Below are 18601 nucleotides of genomic sequence, written 5' to 3'. Positions count from 1 at the left end.
TGAACCCGGCCGTGGACCTCGCGGCCTGACACCCCAACTGTCACCTGTTCGTGCGGCAGTCCCCCATAGCACACGGGTCGGCCGGCTCGATGGAGCACTTGAAGGAGGCGATGAGCGATATTGCAGAGGTCCACGACAAGCAGGTAGCCGCGTTGGGTCGGCCAAAGGGAAGCGTGCCCAGCACGGGAATCGGCCGGTATCTGACAGTGACACCTCAGAGGCCGTCCGGCCAAGCGCGAGGGACGGTGTGGAAACCGCGTGTCATCACCATCTGTGAGCGGGTACGCGAAATGGGGGAGAAGTTCCGCCCTTGAGGCTCGGCGTTCGGCCTTCATCGAAGACCGCGTCCAACTGCGAGGCGCCGGACGGCAGGAGTGCCCCACGGCTGGGGAGCTCGAGATCGGTCTTCTGAGGAGCAAAGGTCCGCTAGCCCCAGCGATGGTGGGCCCGGGCTGGGTGGCGCCACTCAGTGTCACCAGAAGCCCGCCATGTATCGCTGCCAGCCACGATACATTACTGCTCCTTGGGGGGTGTCAGAATCGGTCGTTTTTGTGCTGTGCCCGCGACTACCGACCGCGTACGTCGAAGCTCACGACATCAATCCTGGACGAAGGCTGTAGGCCCGGGTAGTGCTGGTCCAGTGCCGCATGGAGGTCACTCAGCGAGTCGAAGCCATCTCGTTTTGCATCGTCCTCGGTCAGTTCGTTGCGAGCAACGGACCGCACAGCTGTGACTGACGCGGCGATGCTGACGATGTCGCCATCCTCTTTCTCAAACACGAGGTCAGCAGGGCCGGGACGGAACGGGTCATCGATCCGGATGGTCTGTTGCTTCGTGCCGGACCGGATCACAGACTCGTATCCCTCCCACATGTAGATCCTCTGCGGACGCTCGGCTGCACGCCAGTCATACGCGAAAGGCAGCAGCTCTTCCGCTGTTCGAGTCGTGAGGCCGTTGGGTTCACGCACGACGAAGAGGATGGCGGGAGAGAGGTCGAAGATGACCTGTCGGCACTTTCCGCAAGGGGCGATGATGTCGCCGGTAGGGCCATAGGCTGCGGCCACGGCGACGATCGGGTCATCAGGTGCAGTACTTGCATGGTTCGATAGCGCAGCAACCTCCCCGCATGGACCGCCGAGAAAGTGGTAGGTGTTCATCCCCAGGATGACGCGGCCCGACTCCGTGAGTAACCCAGCAGCCACCGTGTGATCCGCATCGTCGTTCCAACGTTGGGCATGGCTTCTCGCCTCGTGAGCGAGCTGCCGCAGTTCATCGGTAAGCATGCCTCAACGGTATCGAAGGCTCGTGAGTCGAAGCTGACCACCCCGTGCCATAAACGGTCGTTTGTGGCACGCTGCGCGCTGCTGGTCGGCGGTGGCTGTGGAGTTGATCGGTAGATGGCGGGGTTCTGATCGAACTATGTGGCGCTAGCTGGTGATGAGGGTGCTGGCGGCTGCTTCGATGACGTCGTCGGTGATGGTGTCGAGTTGGTTGATCTTCAGGACGCGTCCGATCTGGGGGAAGAGGCGTTCGAGGAGGCGGAAGTTGCCTCGGGTGATGCGTTCGATCGCGGCGATGGCTTGGGCGTCGGTGAAGTCGTCGGGGTCGAGGGTGCGGCCGAGGCGCTTCCAGTGGCGGGTCAGGACGAACAGCAGTTCTTCGCGTGCGAGGGCGCGGTAGCGGTGGGAGAACCCGAGGCGGCTGTAGAGCTGGGGGTAGTGGCGGAAGCGCTGGTCGATGCCGGGCATGCCGATGAACATGAGGGCGACGTGGTGGCGGTCGTGGAGGTCTCGGAGGAGCTCGAGCGAGGTCGGGGTGAGTCGTTCGGCCTCGTCGATGATGATCAGTTCGGTGAAGTCGATCGTGCGGGGCACCTCGGTGGTCGTGATCTTCCCGATCGCGCAGAGGTGCTCGTAGATCAGTGCTCCGACCTTGCCGCGGTAGAACTCGATGTCGCGCATGAGGTTGCGGTGTTTGGCGAGGACTTCGGGGGTGTAGAAAACGGTGCGGGCGCGGTGGGCGGCGGCGTAGTGCTTGACGTCGGCCTCGCTGCGTGGCCCCCACCGTGTGATGAAGGGTTCGAGGGTGTCCCAGTGCGCGTACCGGCGGGCGGACTGCGTCTTGCCGACGCCGGCCTCGCCGTGGCAGATGCCGATGGTGACGTCCTTGCGGATGGCGCCGGCGAACTCGGTGAAGCGGCGGTGTTCCTTGGTGACGATGAAGTCGCGGTTCATCTACTCGTCCTCTTCGTAGGTCTTCAGACGCTTCCTGGGCCGACCCGCGGGAGCGGGCGGCGTAGGCGGATCGGTGCGGGGTCGTGGAGTCGTGGGAATGCGGTCGTTGATGTCCCTGCGCAGCTGCCGGCGGCGGGCCCGTCGAGCGGTTTCGATGTCGTGCAGGCTGTAGCGCTGGTTGGGGTGGGCTTCGTCGATCGCGGTGCACACGAAGGTGTCGTGGTCGTAGATGCGGATCTCGGATAGGTCGCGGGGGTCGTAGCGGATGGTGACCGTGCGTCCGACGAACGAGGCGAGCGTGGGCGAGAGGTAGCGCTGGCCTTGGAAGTGGATCCCGTCGCGCTGGACGGTGCGGTGCTTGGAAACTCGCAGAAGCAGCCCGTCGAGCTCCTCGAGACTCTCGGGGAGTCGTGGCAGCCATCCCTCGGCGATCCAGGCCGCCTTCGGGCTCGTGCGGATCCCGGTGTGCGTGCGCTGGTTGTACTGGCTGACGAACTCCCCGACGGCCCGGTCGAGCCCAGGCAGGTCCAGTACCGGCAAAGGGTGTGGGTGCCCTCGGGTGAGGCGCCCGGGCAGGGTCGCGAGCACCTCGGTGTTGACGGTGTGGAAGAACCGCTCGATCTTCCCCCTGCCCTGAGGGCGGGCGACCGTGGAGTGGATGATGCGGATCTTCAAGGCGATCGCGGTGTACTCGAGGTGACGGCTGGTGAAGTCACTGCCGTGATCGACGTAGAGGACGTCCGGGATGCCGCACATCGGCCAGGCGGGATCACTCTTGGGCCAGATCGCTTGGCGCAGCGCCAGCGCGGTGTTCATCGCCGAGGGAGCTCCCTCGAAGACCATGTACCCACAAATCGCCCGCGAGTAGTCGTCCATGACCGTGGTCAGCCAGGGCCTGGACGGCCTCCCACTGGGGTCCTTGATGAGGATGTCGAGCTCGGTGTGGTCGACCTGCCACAGGGCATTGGGACGCTCTGCGCGGTGGCGGAAGACGAGTTCGTGGCGGTCTCGGTAGGACGCTGGCCCCTCGAGAGCGAGCGTCACCATCCCGGGATCCAGTGTCTGCACGATCGACCGCACCGTCGCGTAGCTGGGCGTACTCTCGCCTTTTCGTGCGGCCTCGGCGGCGGTCAGGCGATGCAATGTTGCGATGCTCGGGCGGGGCTTGGTCAGGGCCAGGTGCTCGACGAAGGCCACCAGCTCTGGCGCTGTGCGCCGAGTGCCGGCGTCGGCACGCTGCGATCGTTCGAGAGCCGAGATGCCGCCGGCTCGGTAGCGGCTGTGCCAGCGCGAGAGCGTTCGCTCTCCCACCCCGGTCTCGCGGGCGAGACTCGCCAAGGGGATGCCGTCTTCGACGTGGAGCCGCAGAATCTTCCACTTCTGCGGACCGTCCATGTCACGCCTGCGCGATGCTCTCGCGAGCGGCCGCGTCCCGCTGGTGACGGTAGAGCGTCGCCCGTGACCACCCCACCAGGCGCGCCGCCTCCTCAGCGGTGCGGCCCTTCGCCCGCTCTTCGGCCGCGATCGCGAGCTTGCGATCCACGACCTCGGGATCCACAGGCGGGCGACCGAACTTGGTGCCCTGCGCGCGGGCTGCTGCGATTCCGGCGTTGACGCGCTCGGTGATCAGTTCTCGTTCGTACTCCGCGAGCGTTGCCAGCATCCCGAGCATGAGCCGGCCCGACGAAGTCTCCGGATCGATCCCGTCGGAGACCGACTGGATCTTCACGTCGCGGTTCCGAAGCAGGTTCACGGTGTTGAGCACATCGATCAGCGACCGGCCCAGTCGATCGATCCGCCAGACCACCACCGTGTCCTCCGGCTCGGCGTAGGCCAGGAGCTTCTTCATGCCCGGACGCTCCGTCGCGCTCTTCGCCCCAGACGTCACATCCGAGAACACATCCCTCTTCTGTACCCCGGCAGCAAGAAGAGCGTCGAGCTGCAACGCCGGATCCTGCCCCGCCGTCGACACCCGCGTGTACCCGAGAAGCCTCATCATCACATGATGCCTCACAAACTACCCGTTCCGGAAGATCTGAGACGAAACACGGTGCGACGACTTCACGAGACACTCCGCGTCGCTATCGGCCCAGCTCGAGACGAGGCCACCGCGGTTCCGTCGCATGTCTCATAAAGCTGTAGGTGTTCGGAACACTCCGAAGGTGCGGGCCTCGGGCGAGCTTCACCCGTCGCGAGGAGACGGACTACCGGCTCGCTAGCGTCGCGGACAACACGTCATGTATGAGCGCGACGATGCGCGGCGGGTACATGCCGGCGGGGTCCTGCTCAGGGTCGTAGATGGCCACGCTCAGACCACGGCACTCTCCTGTCGCAGCCGCAGTGGTCATGAGGGCGGTGAGCTCGTTCCAAGTCAGCCCGCCGGGCTCTTGCTCGGTTTCGCCGGGGACGAGGGTTGCTGGCAGCTCCGTCGGATCGAGGACATCGAGGTCGACGTGCATCCACCACGGTCCACCGGCCAGGTGTGCCGCGGCGTCCTGGCCAGCACGGGAAGGGCTCTTGCGGGCGTCTTCGGCGGAGCGATAGAAGGCTCCAAGGTCTGCCACGGACCCAATGTTCGCTTGGCGGCGGAAGTCGTGGTCCCGCATGCCGACAGAGGCGAGGCGCTCAGGCGTCAGCGTGCCTGTCAGTTGGGGTCGCGGATAAGTCGGCATGCGCCCCGTCAAACCCAGCAGAAGTCCCAGCTCCGTGTTCGCGGCCTCTCCGTCTTCGACCACATCGAGGGGGGTGGTGTCCTCATGCCCATCAATGAAGAGGAGCCCGAACGACTCGTCAGTGGCGTGAGCCCCTCCGAAGATGCCGACCAAGACAGAGCAGTCTCCGCCCACGACGATTGGGAAACCTCCGACGGAGAGCGACGATGACACGGCACTAGCAGAACTGTCGATGGCCGCGAACAGCGCGGCCTCATTTAACAGACCTGTGACGGAGCCTCGATCGGTAGAGGAAACGGGGAGGAGCATGGCCTCGGTCGAGTGCATCTCGATCACCGGATGCTCCATGAGCCCGGCCGCTCTGTAAGTCACTGACGCCCCGGCTTGATGGCCCGCACGCCCGAAGCCGTCGAAGGGTAACTCGATGACGTGGACCTCGCGCGAGCTCATGGTCTCAGAGGTTAGTTGTGATCGGTGGACGAACGCCAGTGTTTTTGGCCTTGCCCCAGCTCTGCAACCGCCACACCTCTGTCCCTCGCCACAGGGTCCGCATAAAAACGCGCTGAGCTCGTTAAACCTTGCCGCGGCAACCGGCGCAGGGACCTCCATGTAATCGGTCAACGGCGACGCCAGACACCCCACTCAGAAGTCCGCCATCTAACTGCTCAACTCCACAATTTTGGACCTCCTCTGACAGCATCCTGCCGTTTCGGCGGGGGAGTGTCAAAGGGGTATACCCGCTTGGACATCAGCCGGCATCTGGCAACTCCGGCGCGAGTTCCGTGTCGGCTGCAGGCTCAGATAATGCGCAGGATCACGGCGCATGCCGCCGCGACGAACGCCCCCGGAGCCGCGGCGGCCCCCGCGGGGACCGCCGCACCCAGCCCCGAGCTCAGCGGCGATGCCGCAGACGGTGCCAGACCGCCGCCCAGCGCTCGGGGGAGAGATCACGGGGCAGCGCCCGACGGTCGAGACCCGCCGCCGAGAGCGCGGACTGCGCCTGCGACCGCGGGACCCGCGCGGCCTGTTCGATGATGCGATCCAGTCCCCGACCGCGACCAGTGAACGTGTTCCGGACGAAGTGCTCGTAGGCGGCGCGGTCGGCGGGATCCACGAGGGGTGCGGCGCGGCGCTCGATCCTGAGCAGTCCGCCGTCGACGCTCGGCCGAGGACGGAAGTGCGCCGCCGGCACGCGGCACACCAGGCGGAAGTCGAACCAGGGGGCAGTCTGGGCCGTCATCATGGTCGAGCCGCCCACCCCGGCGCGTTTGCGGGCCACCTCCCACTGGGTCAGCAGCACCGCGGTGCTCCAGGTGCTGCCCGCCAACAGGCGGCGCAGCAGGGGCGTGGTGATGTGGAACGGCAGATTGCCCACGATCACCGCGGCCTCGAGGGGATGCACCAGGGCATCCGCGTGCCGCGCGGTGACCCCGGACAGGGAGCGCCGCAGGGCGGCGATCCGATGCTCGTCGATGTCGATCGCGGTGAGGGGGCGCTCGAGCCTGGCGAGTGGGCGGGTCAGGGCGCCGTCACCGGCGCCGATCTCCAGAATGGGACCGTCGGTCTTGGCGATGAGATCCGTGATCTTCTCGATCGTGGGGCGATGGTGCAGGTGGTTCTGGCCGAGTTCGTGTCGGCCTCCGTGGATGGAACGAGGCATGGCGGCACTCCGAAGATGTTCGAGGAGGCGCCGGGAGGGCGTGCCCATCACCGGCGCCGTTGGACGGCTTTCGGTGATGACGGCGTGCAGCCGAGAGGTGTGCTCGTCGAGGCTCGCGAAGAGCCCGCATCCGGTCAGTCCGGGATGCGCGATGTGTCGCGTCGAGGAGGGATCAGGGAGGGCAGCGCCGTCTTAGCGCTGCCGATCACGGATCATGAAGGTGCACCCCGTCATGGGTGCTGAGCACAGTGTTCCCATGGCAGACATGGTAGCACGGCGCGCGCAGGGTGCGAGCGGAGCGACTGGAATCGTCTCGGCCTCCACGGTGAGGCTGTGTCGGGCCGGCCAGGGGTCTCGCCGCCAGAGGAGGGCTCTGATGCGGCGGGGCACGCAGCTCTCTCGACAGTTCAGTGCGTTGCTGTTGTCTGTGTGTAGAGAGCAAGCCTCGGGCCGTGGGACGAGGTGACGTAGACACTGGTCATGATCGCTTCGAAGCCAGGCTCGCCTTCGCGGTGTGCCGTCGCCCGGCACACCAGGGCTGCTGTGTCCGATCCAGCGCTGATGATCCGTTCATCACTGATGGTGTAGTCGTCCCACGCTGGCGCTTCGTCAAGGGACGCAATTACAGCGGCCCGATCCATCGTGAAGCCGTTGACGAGGACCATCACGGAGTCCCCGGTCATCAGGGCGCCGTAGAAGGTCGACCCCGTCTGGTTGCACAGGGCGTCCCATCCCTGGCGTTCGAGTTCCATCAAGGAGTCCAGAGTCATTGAGGCCATGCATTCGACAGTAGACCACGACCGAGATTCAAGGCCCTGGCGAAGCCTAGATTCGTCCTCCCAGTCAGTGTCGAGTCACATCACTGGGCTAGACACCTCCGTCAAGCGCGACCCCAGGTGTGAGTTGCAACGGTAAGTGGCGTGGTTCTGTGATCGTTAAATGGCGCGTGAGGAGCCGATGATGAGGATGCCGACGGCAGCAGAAGCCGCCCCCGAGCGCCGGAAGAACACCGCCACATAACGACAGAAGTCACAGGCGGTCGCGGATTTGAGCTGCGGAACGGTGCCACAACTCGCGCCACAACTGGCGCGCCAGAATGGCCGGGTGTCAGTGGGTTGTGGCGTCCTTGCGCACAACGTGGATCGTCTGGTGAGACAGTCCGGTTGCCTCCATCACCTCGACGACCTTCATGCCGTCGTCCACGGCGGCGCGGATCGCGTCGTTGCGACGGGTCAGCGCGTCCTCATAGCGAGTGGTCGCCGTGCGTGCCGCCTCAGCCAGCGCGGCCACGTCGCCAGCCTCCGGCTCTGGTGAGGCCGCGCTGATGATGCGGTAGACCATCTGCGGGTGGAGCGCGGACTCTCGCGTGAGGTCTGCCGGCCGCGCGCCGTCGCGGCGCGCGGCGCGGATCGCCGCGTTGCGCCGCTGGACGGCCTCGCGCTTCTCTCGGTCGCGCTGCGCCGCCGTGGCGGTCAGGCCGCCCAGCGTCTCCGAGCTGCTGTCTGCACTGCTCATGGTGTGGTCCTCTCGGGATTAGGGGCTATCCTGGTGCTGCCCTTTTGGGTGTGAGTGAATGGCCCCCCCGGCTGTTCCGGCCCCGTCGCCACTTGGTCGTGATGCGACGGGGCCAGTTCTCTGCCCGGTCACAGGCCGCTGATCTTGTCTGGCCGGAAGCCGGACCAGTGCTGCTGGCCGACCTCCACCACGGGCACCTGCTGGTATCCCAGCTCGCGCACGTGGGCGTAAGCGTCCTGGTCCTGGGTCACGTCGCGGACCTCGTAGGCTGCGCCGCACTTGTCGAGCTTCCTCATAGTGGCCTGGCACTGCACGCATCCGGGCTTGCTGTAGACGGTGATCTGCTGCATGGGTCTGTCCTCCTGGTGGGTGAGCGGCCCGCCCGCTCGGAACGGGCCGCTCGGTCGTTGGTCTCAGGCGAAGATGATCCGGCCATAGGCGGCGGTCTGGATGATGGTGTCCAGGTCGTCCGGGCATCCGTACTCGATCCCCTCGTCCTGCATGGCCTCTGCGCAGCACAGGCGATAGCCGCGCTGCTCGGCAGTGGTGATCGCCTCGCGCAGCTGGTCGGCGCTCAGGCCCATCTGCGCGGGCTGCTCGTCGTCGTCCCACACGGTGACGATGAGGCTCTGACCGTCGGCGCTGGTGGTCACGTCCTCGATCCACGGCGCGCCCGACCAGACAGGCATGGTGTTGATCGCGCGGATCAGGTCTGCATCGGCCTGGCTGGCGATTGCGGTGCTGATGGTGGTCATGGTCTCTGTCCTTTCGGTGTGAGCTGCGGGCCTTGGTCCTGCCCGCCTTGCACTATCAATACTACACTACTGCTGACGTACTGCAAGGGCCGGCCCTAGATTGCTTCTGTGAAATCTGGGCTGCGCGCCGTGCCCCGCAGGGGGTCGGCATCGCCCCGGCCCGTGGGCCGGGGCGATGCCCCTGGGGCTGGTCAGTGCCCCTCGGCCTGCTCCACGGCCTCCCAGGCCAGTTCAGAGTTCTTCGCGGCCCACTGGTGCTGGGCCTCGGTCTCGGTGAGGCGGCGCTGCCACTGATCCCTGCACTCGTCGTAGGTGATCTGCGCCTGGTAGGCGCGGCGGACGGCATCGGCGGTGTCCTCGCTGAACTGGCCGTTGTTGTCGAGCGCGAACTTCAGCGCCGCGTGCGCGTTGGTCAGGCGCTGCGCGTAGTCGGCGATTTCGCGCTGGGACTCGACAACGGCCACGCGGTGCTCTTCGGCGGCTGCGGCCTCGATGCGGCCCGCCTTCACCAGACGCTCGCGCGGGGTGGGCTTGCGGGCGGTGGTCTTGACGGCGTGGCTCTTGATGGTGCGGGTCATGGTTCCTGCTCCTTCGGTGCGAGTGGTGCGGGCCTTGGTCCTGCCCGCCTTGCACTATCAATACTACACTACTGTTGATGATATGCAAGCCAGGCCAGCACATTCCTTTCGCGAATCCGCGGGGCCGCTGACGCTCGACCTCCCTGCCTCTGCCCGTCCTGGCTCTGCCGGCGCTTTCTTGACGTGTCACGGATTGGGGAGATTCCACCTCGTCTGCGCTTGTCCCTGCTCGATCCCAGGTGACCACCTCGGCCCGGTGACGCTGCCTGCGCTGCCTATCCCTGGCTCGGTCGTGGGCTGTCCCGGTGACCTCTCGTGGGGAAGCGTGCGCGGCCGGAGCGGAGCGGAGGCTGCGTGCGCAGCGGGGTGCAGGGGCGGAGTCCCCTGCCAGCCCCGCGCGCTGCGCGCGCGGGGCGTGGGGGTCCAGGGGCCGTGCCCCTGGCGCGGGGGTCTGGGGGGCGGCGGCAGCCCCCCCAGGCGCAGCACTTACCGGGAGAAGGCAGCGGCCCCTACCCCGGTCGGAGTAGGGGCCGCTGTGGCTCAGGCGTCCGCGTCGGCGTCGGCCTCGACGGGATCAGTCTGGGCCACGTCGAACACCGGCACGAGCACGAAGCGGCGGGACTGCTTGGCCTCGCCGTCCTCGCCCTGCGGGGCGTCCTCGGCGGCGGGATGCTCGGGCTTCTCGGCCTGCTCGGCCTGCTCGCCGCCCTCCTGGTCCTCGCGGCGCTTCTTGGTCGGGGCCAGGATATAGGCGGCCTTCTCGCCCTTGCGGACCTGTCGGCCTTCCTCCTGCCACTTCTTGAAGGACTGGACCTGCTGGGCCGTGGGGCGCTGTCCGACGATCAGGGCCGCGTTCCGCTCGCTGTAGCCGGTGCGCTCGGCCATTGCCGCGACGGCGGCGGCCACGTCCTCATCCTGGGCCATAGCCAGCTCCATCGCGTCGGCCAGCTCCATGAGCTGCTTCCAGCGTGCGGCCATTGCGGCCTTGCGGGCCTCGGACTTCTTGCCGGTGCGGGGCTTGCGGGTCGTGGTGGTCATGTCGTGCTCCTTCGGTGTGAGTGGTGCGGGCCTTGGTCCTGCCCGCCTTGCACTATCAATACTACACTACTACTGATGATGTGCAAGCCGGGTCGGCAGATTCCTAGACGGCGCGGGCGCGGCCCGGTGGGTGGCACCGGGCCGCGCTGTCGCGTCGTTGGGGGTCAGTCGTCCTGGCACCCCTGGCACTCCATGCGCCGCCCCTCGCGGCGGCAACGCGGGCAGGTGGGGCGAGTGCCCTCCCACACGGGCCGATCCCAGAACATCTCACCGTTGTTGGAGCACTCGGGGTTGATGCACTCAGCGCAGGTGCATCCGCCCTGCGGTCCCCCGGCCTCGGCCTCGGTCACGGCCAGCACGTCGGTGATGCGGACGCCCTCACCGGGGAACAGATCATCGAACAGGTCATCGAAGTCCTCGCCCCACATGGCCGCATCGCCGCTGTCCAGCTCGACCATGAGGCCGATTCCCTCGGCCTTGGCCGTCTCCATCGCCGCCCAAATCTCGTCATAGGTCCGCAGGTCGTGCCAGCCACGGCTAGCCAGACGACGGTGCGCCTCGGCCTTCTCCATAGCGATACTGGCGCTGTCGCACTCCCGCTGAGCCGAACGGATCGCCTTGGCCTGCTCGGCCCGCGCGCTGTCGTAGTCGGCGCTCAGGTTCGCCCACTGGCGCATCTGCACGCGCGCGCCCTCGCGGTCGCCGTTGCCCAGGCACCGCAGGGCCGCGTCCTCGTGAGTGAGCAACTCCTGCGACGTGCGGGCCTCGGTGCGCTTCGGGCGCTCATGAAGGGCCTGGAGGTGAGCGACGGCGGCGCTGAGCCTGCACGCGGCGTCCTCGTGGGCGCGCTCTGCCTCGGCCTGGACGGCGGTGGGGTTCTCGGTCGTGGTGGTCATGGCTTCTGCTCCTTCGGTGTGAGTGGTGCGGGCCTTGGTCCTGCCCGCCTTGCACTATCAATACTACACTACCCCTGATGATATGCAAGCCAGGCCGGCACATTCCTTTTGTAAACTTGGCGCAGCTTATTGCTCTTGCAAAGTGGGCCGGAACGGCCCGCCCCGGCCCGTGGGCCGGGGCGGTGCCCTCGGGGTCAGCGGTTCGCGGCCTCGCGCGCCTCGGTCAGCCGCCGCTCCGCCGCCGCGACGGAATTGCGGGCGTAGGAGATGTGACGCTCTCCGTCCTCGGCGCACCATTCGGTCGCGTCCTCCACGGCGTTCGCGTGCCGGATCGCGCGGGCCGTGGCCGGGTCGTGCAGACCTCCGTAGCGGACAGCCGTTGCCACATCGAGACGGGCCTGAGTCGTCCACTCGGTGCGCTCGGCCATCTCCCGCTTGACGCCGACGATGGTGTCTCGAAGGGACCGCTTGGCCTGCTGGTGGGCGCGCTCGGCGCGAGCAAGGAGGTACTGCGGGGGGTTGATTTCGTAGGGAGGCGGAGTGCGGGTCATGGCTTCTGCTCCTTCGGTGCGAGTGGTGCGGGCCTTGGTCCTGCCCGCCTTGCACTATCAATACTACACTACCCCTGATGATATGCAAGCCAGGCCAGCACATTCCTTTCGCAAATCCGCGGGGCCGCTGACGCTCGACCTCCCGGCCTCTGCCCGTCCTGGCTCTGCCGCCTGCCGGCACTCTCTTGACGTGTCACGGATTGGGGAGCTTTCACTTCGTCATGGCTTGTCCCTGCTCGATCCCAGGTGCCCACCTCGGCCCGGTGAACCTGCCTGCGCTGCTCTCCCCTGGCTCGGTCGTGGGCTGCCCTGGTGACCTCTCACGGGGAAGCGTGCGCAGCCGGAGCGGAGCGGAGGCTGCGTGCGCAGCGGGGTGCAGGGGCGGAGTCCCCTGCCAGGCCCGCGCGCTGCGCGCGCGGGGCGTGGGGGTCCAGGGGCCGTGCCCCTGGCGCGGGGGTCTGGGGGGCGGCGGCAGCCCCCCAGGAAGGGGCGCTGAGTCGATGGTTAGAGCGGGAGGCCGTCGGGGCGCTCGACGTAGGCAATGCTGCGCGGGTCCACGGTCTGCCCGTGCTCGGTCCACCACGGGATGACCTGATCTGCCGGAATGCCGCGCACACCCTCGGGCGTCTCTAGCACCAGGTTCCATCCCTGTTCGATGACCTTTCGGATGAACCGGTGTAGCTCGGCTCGGGTCTCGGGAAGCATGATGCTGTGCGCTTGGGCGCGGATCGCCTCGAATCTGGGGCGGCGGATATGCAGGTCGAAAACGGCGTCGTTCGCCGCTGCGGACTGCGACGGCAAGGGGTCTTCTGCCCGCCGATGAAGGGCAACCTGCACGCCCGCTGATGCCTTCTCAACTGCCTCGGTCCACTCCCCCGCCTCGGTAGCAACGCGAATGAAGGTTGCCCTAGCCCTATCCAGGGCGCGCTCGTGCCTCTCCTTGGACCGTCGGGCGCGCGCGCTGATGATGGTTGCCACCTCATTGGCAGCCTGAATCGCGTGGTCGTAGTCGCGTTGGGCGGCGTCTAGGGCAGCGAGGTCGATAGGTCGCATGATCGGTTCATCCTCCTTCGATGTAATCGCCGGACCATTAGGCCCGCAATACCAGCAACCCGGCAATATGGTTATACGGCATGACGGGTTTACGGGTTACTGTTCGGGGTAGGTCTCTTCCAGGGCCTCGATGATGAGGTCTTTCAGGCTGGCGTCGCGCTCGACTTTCTCGCGCATCAGCCGCTTGTAGAGGTCGGTGGGCAGTTCGATGGTCGTCTTGCGCACCGGGCCTGCGGCTGCGCGGCGGTTGTAGGCAGTGTTCATGTTTGCGGGGCGCTCGACGGTGGGCTTGGCGGGCTTCTTCATGGACGGCATGTGTCAGTTCTCCATCATCGTGGTCAGTTCGTGGGCGGCGGCGGTCCATCGGCTCAGGTCTGCCGGGATCGTTCCGGCCTGGCCCTTGATCTTCTCGCGGGCGGGGATCGCAGTCTCAAAGCTGGCAGTCTCGGTCAGTGCCTCGCGGGCCTCGCGGTAGGCGACTGTGCGCGGGTTGACCATGTTCAGCAGCACGACCGCCGGGGTGTCTCCCAGTGCGTCCAGCGTTGCCCACACACGGGTCATGTCGGGCCAGCTAGCCGTAGTCGGCACGATCACGAGGTCAGCACGAGCCAGGACGGCGTTCTGGATCGACGGGTTGCCTGGCGGGGTGTCGATCAGCACCACATCAGCGCCGGTGCGCTGCCGCTTCAGTGATGGGCCGTTGACCGGCACCAGTGTGAACGGTGGCACCTGCCCGGATTCCTCAGCCTGGTCGATCCACTCCGTTGCGGACCCCTGCGGATCGGCGTCCCACACCTCGACGGCACGCCCGCTGCGCGCCAAGGACGTTGCGAGATAGATGGTGGCGGTGGTCTTGCCAACTCCGCCCTTGCTGTTCAGCAGTGCGACTGTGTAGCTCATGCCTTCATCATACCCATAAACCCAGCACACCGTAAACCCGCAACCCCAGCAGGGTGGGAATACGGGAACCCATCATCCCATGACGGCGCTCCGGGCCGCTTCGGCTGCGCCTTCCGCGATGATTGCGGCCCAGCGCTGCCGGAACGGGCGGGGATCGGCTGCGCGTGCGGCGGCATTAGCCTCGCGGATCGCGGCGTCACGGCCCAGGCGCTCATGGGTGCGGCGGGCCTCGGCGCGCGCGGCGGTGCGGGCTTGCTCGCGTGCCACAGCGGGGGGAGTGCGCCCGTCGATGGCCTCGCGGAGCTGGTGCAGGAGCAGCGCGCGCGGGTTGCGCTGAGAGGTCGGAGCCAGCGGGAGCTGGTCACGGCTTCGGCTACGGGCGTCTAGGGCGCTGAGCACGTCCTGAGCGGTCCAGTCCGGGGTGATCCCGGCGCGCATGATGCCTCGGGCAAGGCCGTTGATGTGCTCTCCGGTGTCCAGCCACGGCATCCGGGCCACGAGACGGGCCGTGAGCTGCTGGATCGCGAGCGGGATGGGCTGCCGCCGCTGTTTTGAGGGCTTGGTTATGGCACCGGGCGCGCGCTTGCGCGCGCTTCGCGTAGTAGTGCTGGAAGGTGAAGAAGCAGATTTCCTAACCCCTGCGGGGTGGGGGTGCAAAGCCGTCTGCTCGGGGGCCTGGGTGTGCTGGATCAGGTGGTGGCATCGGGTGGGGATCGTCAGGCAGCGCACGGAGGCTGCGCGGTGCTGGCGGTGTCCGGCCAGGCTGGCGCGCATCCGCTCTAGGCGCGTCAGGTGCCGGCCTCGGGCGACTTCGACGGTCCATCCCAGGTCACGGAGCACGCGCTGCGCGCGGCGCACGGTGTCTCGGGAGCATCCGATACGGCGCGCTGTGCGGTCCCAGGAGGTCGCTACGTTGCGCCCGGTGCGGGAGTCGGCGTGGGCTGCGTCGTCGGCGGCGACAGCCAGCACGACGGTGCGTGAGGGTTTGTGGTGGCGGCGCACGGCCTGGCCGTGGTCGGTGTCGAGGTCTGCGGCCAGCATGTCGAGCCAGGCGGTGCGCCCGGTCCAGCAGATCACCCGTGCCTGCGCGCCCTCGGGGGCGTCCAGAATGAGTGAGCCGGTGCGCTCGTGCGGCGTGTCCGCTTCAAGGGGGGCACGCACGGGGTCGTATTCCGCGCGGCTAGGGGCTATGCTAGGACTCATAACGGAGTCCTTCTTGTTGGCTGATACCTCATCAGTTCACCTCTGGTCTTCGTTGGGGCAGGAGCGAAAGCGGCCAAACTTTCTGCGCTCCTGCAAGGCTTATGAGGCCCGCACCCGCAAGGGTGCGGGCCTCTGTCATGTCTACGCGGTTCTGTCGAGCGGAAGGCGCTCCTGGCTCGGGTCCGGTCGATCAAGTGGGGACGGCAACCCGGTGTCGCGGGCGATGAGGTGGGCCACATAATCGGCGGCTGAGACCCTGGCGCTGCTCGCGCGGTCCAGTTCCTCGGCGCGCTCTATGGCGGCGCGGTGGATCGCCGGGGCGACGCGCACTTTCAGCACGACCCGGTTCCCGTCGAGCTTCGGGGTCTGGTATCCGTCCATGTGGGCAACGCTACCAGAGCCCCGGTCCCGGTACCGGGGTGGAGGTGAGCGTGTCGATCATCCGCCGTGCTTCCAGAACTGCACATGCGCCATGACGGTCGCGATGAACACGGGGTTGCCTGACGGGCCATGCACGAGGTTCAGCGTGTGCGATGGGGCTGCGTAATCGGGCCAACTGTTGTGCCAGCGGGCTTGGATCGTCTCGTGGACGGAGCGCTCGAGTGCTTCGACGGCCTGTTGCATGGCCTGGTCGGGATTCGAGCTCTCCCCTCGACCCCAATGCAGCCCGGACCCGAAGGGACGTTCAGGCGCTCGGGGTGAATGGGCCATCTGCGACTCCAGCTGCGCGAAGAGGGCGTTGGGGTCGATCTGTTCGCTCATGGTTCCTTCCTATGTCGCTCCTGGAGGGCCGTAGTCACCGTCTGACGGGTGTGCGTGTCGGTCTCGAGCTGGTGGAGCAGTTCGCGGATGACGGCGACTTTGGGCACTCGAGGCAGGCGCAGGTTCTCAGCCATCTCGAAGCAGTATCGGGTCAGCGCCCGGTCTTCGTCTTCCGGGAGGTCAATCGTGAAGGCCATGCCGGTACCCCTTTCGCGGCGGAATCGTGTTGCACACGATACAGGCATATGGCTGTACGTGCGCGAGTGACTGTGTCACCCTTGACGCAACAAGAGCAATGAAGGGGAGGTGTGGCGATGAAGGCGCTGAGGTCGGCGGGGGTAGTGATTGGGTGCGTCCTGCTGGCGTTTCTGGCGCTGCTTTTCCTCGGGGCAGTAGGGGGGCAGAAGGAGGATGAGCAGGCTGCGGGGGAGAGCGCCTGCGTCGTCACGGCAGGGGGTGACGATTCTGCGGAGGGTGAGGGCGGCGGCGAGTCGGGACTGGCCGGGGTTCCGAACGGGTGGGGTCCGCTCGTTGAGGATGCCGCGAATGAAGCTGGTATCCCTCCGGAAGTCGCGGCCGCACAGCTGAATCAAGAGTCGAGGTGGGACCCCGAGGCCGGGAGCGGAGCCGGGGCGCGAGGCCTGGCGCAGTTCATGCCCGCTACCTGGGAGAGCTACGGCGACGGTGGTTCGATCACGGACCCGGAAGATTCCATCGCCGCCTATGGCCGATACATGAAGGACCTCAAGGGTCAGATCGAACCGATGGCGGATGGAGACGCTGGCAAGCTCATAGAGCTGACGCTGGCGGCGTACAACGCCGGGCCTGGTGCCGTGGAGCAGCACGGCGGAGTGCCGCCGTACCAGGAGACCCAGAACTACGTGAAGACGATCACGGCTGGGGGCCAGGAGGAATACAGCACCGATTGCAAGGCCAACGCAGCCACCAAAGCCTGGGACGGCGATCTGGGAGACGGCGAGTGGACGAACCCCCTGCCTGGCGGTCAGTTCACCTCCGGCTACGGTCGCCGCGACATTTCCGGTGTCCCTGAGTGGGCGAAGGACCACATGGGCGTGGATATCTCGACCGGTGCCGGAAGCGGCCCCGGTGGGGACGTGCTGGCTCCGGCCGACATGGAGATTGTCGAGTTCTACGAGCCCGACGCGTGCATCAAGGGCAAGCAGAAGGACGAGCCGCAGTTCTACTTCAACCTGTGCCACCTCGCCGAAAACTACGTGGAGGAAGGCGACGAGGTCACGCGCGGAGACGTCATCGGCGTGGAGGGCAACACCGGACAGATCAGCGGCATGGCGACGCACCTGCACGTTGAGATTTTCAAGCCGGACAGCCCTTCGCCGCCCCAGCCCTATAACGGGTCCAACATTGACCCTGAGCCGATTCTGAAAGAGAAGGGAGCGTGGCCGAAATGAGCAGGCGAGTAGCGAGGGCAGCGGCAGTGGGGATGGCAGTCGTTATGCTGGCCGGATGTGGCAACGATGGAAATCAGGAGCAGTCGCCGGAGGAAACGGCTGCGTCTAGCTCGTCATCATCAGCGGTGAATGAGCCGGGAGAGGCCACGTTTGCAACGCCGGAGGACGCGGATCGCCGGGACGCCGAATCAACCGCTGAGACAGCGGCCATGATGCTGCACAGCTGGGATACCGCCACGGATCGCACGCAGACAGCGGCGGCGATTCGTGCGCGACCGCTCATGACGGACGAATGGGCCGCAGAGCAGGTCGAGCCGGAGCGCAACGGTGCGCGGGGGGCGTGGCTCGAGCCTACGGAGCATGAGGCATACAGCGTGCCTACGGTCACGCCGGCGCAGTCAGATGCGGCGGCAGGCGACTACGGCGCTGACCGTGCCGCGTTCACGTTCACTGTCTCGTGGACTTGGCTGGGTCGCGACGGCGAAGTCATCGACAACGACGAGTCCGAGACCATGACGATCTATCTCGAGCGGGACGAGGCGGGCCAGTGGGCCGTGGCCGGTCACACGGTGATGTGAACCGGCTCAGTTCCGGTTGAGGGGCAGTCCTCGAACGTAATTCCCCACGAGCGTGAGCATGGTTTCGACGGCCTCTTCGTTGATCGCGTAGAGCATCGGACGCCCCCGGCCAGGCATCATCTCGGCGGTGACCAGATCGTGCTCGGTCAGGATCGAGAGCTGTCGCGAGAGGTTGGATTCGTTGACCCCGAGGCGGTCCGCTGCGTAGGCGCGAGTGAACGGGCCTTCGCGCAGGAGATTGAGGATCGCCAGGCGGAGGGTGTTGCCCAGGAGCTGCGCTGCCTCATGCACGGCGGAGGGCTGGGACGGAACTCGCATCATATAGGCCACACTTCTCATGATGTTGGAATGTGCTTTGGTCGTCATCTGTTGTTTCTATCTTGACTGTTGCAACATGACGCCGCAAGGGGAGTATAGTTGAGGGAGAACGCAGCCCGCGGTGACAGCCGCGGCCCAGATCGAAGGTGGTGGACATGTCCAGGAGTGATCGGCCCAAAGAGCAGTCAATGAGTCTCGATGCACCATATGCACAAGGGCTGGATATGGGCGCGCTCCGGGGTTCGGGCGGGGAGCTGGCGAGGGCTCGCAAGCGTGAGCCGGAGCCGGAGCCGGAGACTGTGGGCGAGGACGATGTGAAGGGTCCGGTGGAGCCCCCCGCGCCGGTTGAGGTCGAGGCTCACGAAGAGGGAGAGCATCAGGCGGCACCAGGACTTCTAGGTGTTGTGGGTCATGAGGTTCTTGGCGCGGGTGCGTCGATGAGATGAGGAACGGGCTCC

24 protein-coding genes are annotated in these 18601 nt (G+C 66.6%); 2 read left to right on the top strand and 22 right to left on the bottom strand.

The features are described from left to right. Positions 1 to 566: 566 nt before the first annotated feature. The 21 genes from FSY66_RS11975 to FSY66_RS12630 form a co-directional block, all read right to left on the bottom strand. Positions 567 to 1283, bottom strand: coding sequence for an ASCH domain-containing protein (locus tag FSY66_RS11975; RefSeq protein ID WP_144795268.1), 717 nt, complete (start codon positions 1281 to 1283; stop codon positions 567 to 569). A 144-nt stretch (positions 1284 to 1427) separates the two neighbouring features. Next, entirely contained in the window at positions 1428 to 2234 is an 807-nt protein-coding gene (locus FSY66_RS11970) for an AAA family ATPase (protein WP_144795267.1), read from the bottom strand. Then, positions 2235 to 3629 carry a Mu transposase C-terminal domain-containing protein gene (locus FSY66_RS11965; protein WP_006214769.1) on the bottom strand — a complete coding sequence of 465 codons (1395 nt, stop codon included), beginning with the start codon at positions 3627 to 3629 and terminating at the stop codon, positions 2235 to 2237. A gap of 1 nt (position 3630) precedes the next feature. Further along, on the bottom strand, positions 3631 to 4230 hold the full coding sequence (locus FSY66_RS11960) for a recombinase family protein (RefSeq protein WP_040560913.1): 600 nt from the start codon (positions 4228 to 4230) through the stop codon (positions 3631 to 3633). A gap of 208 nt (positions 4231 to 4438) precedes the next feature. Beyond that, positions 4439 to 5356, bottom strand: a complete 918-nt coding sequence (locus FSY66_RS11955; RefSeq protein WP_006214767.1) for an arginase family protein — start codon at positions 5354 to 5356, stop codon at positions 4439 to 4441. 442 nt (positions 5357 to 5798) lie between these two features. Next, positions 5799 to 6566, bottom strand: a complete 768-nt coding sequence (gene erm / locus FSY66_RS11950) for a 23S ribosomal RNA methyltransferase Erm (RefSeq protein WP_006214766.1) — start codon at positions 6564 to 6566, stop codon at positions 5799 to 5801. A 407-nt stretch (positions 6567 to 6973) separates the two neighbouring features. Further along, a complete protein-coding gene (locus FSY66_RS11945) occupies positions 6974 to 7336 on the bottom strand; it encodes a nuclear transport factor 2 family protein (protein WP_235044748.1) in 363 nt (120 codons plus the stop codon). A 337-nt stretch (positions 7337 to 7673) separates the two neighbouring features. Beyond that, on the bottom strand, positions 7674 to 8081 hold the full coding sequence (locus tag FSY66_RS11940) for a hypothetical protein (RefSeq protein ID WP_006214773.1): 408 nt from the start codon (positions 8079 to 8081) through the stop codon (positions 7674 to 7676). Between the two features lie 128 nt (positions 8082 to 8209). Continuing rightward, positions 8210 to 8431, bottom strand: coding sequence for a glutaredoxin-like protein NrdH (gene nrdH / locus FSY66_RS11935; protein WP_144795263.1), 222 nt, complete (start codon positions 8429 to 8431; stop codon positions 8210 to 8212). A 63-nt stretch (positions 8432 to 8494) separates the two neighbouring features. Then, positions 8495 to 8836: a hypothetical protein gene (locus FSY66_RS11930; protein ID WP_144795261.1), complete on the bottom strand. Its 342-nt coding sequence runs from the start codon at positions 8834 to 8836 to the stop codon at positions 8495 to 8497. Positions 8837 to 9027: 191 nt separating this feature from the next. Then, positions 9028 to 9414: a hypothetical protein gene (locus FSY66_RS11925; RefSeq protein ID WP_144795259.1), complete on the bottom strand. Its 387-nt coding sequence runs from the start codon at positions 9412 to 9414 to the stop codon at positions 9028 to 9030. A 540-nt stretch (positions 9415 to 9954) separates the two neighbouring features. Further along, a complete protein-coding gene (locus FSY66_RS11920) occupies positions 9955 to 10452 on the bottom strand; it encodes an ArdC family protein (RefSeq protein WP_144795257.1) in 498 nt (165 codons plus the stop codon). Between the two features lie 164 nt (positions 10453 to 10616). Then, positions 10617 to 11348: a hypothetical protein gene (locus tag FSY66_RS11915; protein WP_144795254.1), complete on the bottom strand. Its 732-nt coding sequence runs from the start codon at positions 11346 to 11348 to the stop codon at positions 10617 to 10619. Positions 11349 to 11542: 194 nt separating this feature from the next. Continuing rightward, positions 11543 to 11899, bottom strand: coding sequence for a hypothetical protein (locus FSY66_RS11910; RefSeq protein ID WP_006215867.1), 357 nt, complete (start codon positions 11897 to 11899; stop codon positions 11543 to 11545). Between the two features lie 504 nt (positions 11900 to 12403). Next, a complete protein-coding gene (locus FSY66_RS11905) occupies positions 12404 to 12952 on the bottom strand; it encodes a hypothetical protein (protein WP_144795252.1) in 549 nt (182 codons plus the stop codon). Positions 12953 to 13048: 96 nt separating this feature from the next. Then, a complete protein-coding gene (locus FSY66_RS11900; RefSeq protein WP_144795250.1) occupies positions 13049 to 13267 on the bottom strand; it encodes a hypothetical protein in 219 nt (72 codons plus the stop codon). A 3-nt stretch (positions 13268 to 13270) separates the two neighbouring features. Further along, positions 13271 to 13852 carry a ParA family protein gene (locus FSY66_RS11895; RefSeq protein ID WP_144795248.1) on the bottom strand — a complete coding sequence of 194 codons (582 nt, stop codon included), beginning with the start codon at positions 13850 to 13852 and terminating at the stop codon, positions 13271 to 13273. Positions 13853 to 13924: 72 nt separating this feature from the next. Next, complete coding sequence (locus tag FSY66_RS11890) at positions 13925 to 15013, bottom strand: hypothetical protein (RefSeq protein ID WP_144795246.1); 1089 nt, start codon at positions 15011 to 15013, stop codon at positions 13925 to 13927. A 183-nt stretch (positions 15014 to 15196) separates the two neighbouring features. Further along, positions 15197 to 15436, bottom strand: coding sequence for a hypothetical protein (locus FSY66_RS11885; protein WP_144795244.1), 240 nt, complete (start codon positions 15434 to 15436; stop codon positions 15197 to 15199). 57 nt (positions 15437 to 15493) lie between these two features. Then, on the bottom strand, positions 15494 to 15817 hold the full coding sequence (locus tag FSY66_RS11880; protein WP_040560882.1) for a hypothetical protein: 324 nt from the start codon (positions 15815 to 15817) through the stop codon (positions 15494 to 15496). Beyond that, positions 15814 to 15951, bottom strand: a complete 138-nt coding sequence (locus FSY66_RS12630; RefSeq protein ID WP_186304562.1) for a hypothetical protein — start codon at positions 15949 to 15951, stop codon at positions 15814 to 15816. The genes FSY66_RS11880 and FSY66_RS12630 overlap by 4 nt, the downstream gene beginning before the upstream one ends. Positions 15952 to 16131: 180 nt before the next feature. On the opposite strand from FSY66_RS12630, the gene FSY66_RS11875 reads away from it, so the two are divergent. Together FSY66_RS11875 and FSY66_RS12980 are read left to right on the top strand one after the other, a co-directional pair. Then, positions 16132 to 17247, top strand: a complete 1116-nt coding sequence (locus tag FSY66_RS11875) for a transglycosylase SLT domain-containing protein (protein ID WP_144795242.1) — start codon at positions 16132 to 16134, stop codon at positions 17245 to 17247. 209 nt (positions 17248 to 17456) lie between these two features. Further along, positions 17457 to 17825, top strand: coding sequence for a hypothetical protein (locus tag FSY66_RS12980; RefSeq protein WP_260853674.1), 369 nt, complete (start codon positions 17457 to 17459; stop codon positions 17823 to 17825). 6 nt (positions 17826 to 17831) lie between these two features. On the opposite strand, the gene FSY66_RS11865 is transcribed toward FSY66_RS12980, so the two are convergent. Then, entirely contained in the window at positions 17832 to 18191 is a 360-nt protein-coding gene (locus FSY66_RS11865; RefSeq protein WP_144795238.1) for an ArsR/SmtB family transcription factor, read from the bottom strand. Positions 18192 to 18601 lie beyond the last annotated feature (410 nt).

It is taken from the genome of Kocuria palustris, from assembly GCF_007666205.1.
GTDB classification, from domain to species: domain Bacteria; phylum Actinomycetota; class Actinomycetes; order Actinomycetales; family Micrococcaceae; genus Kocuria; species Kocuria palustris_A.
Note: the sequence above shows the minus strand (reverse complement) of the source record. Positions and strands in the feature narration are given on the sequence as shown.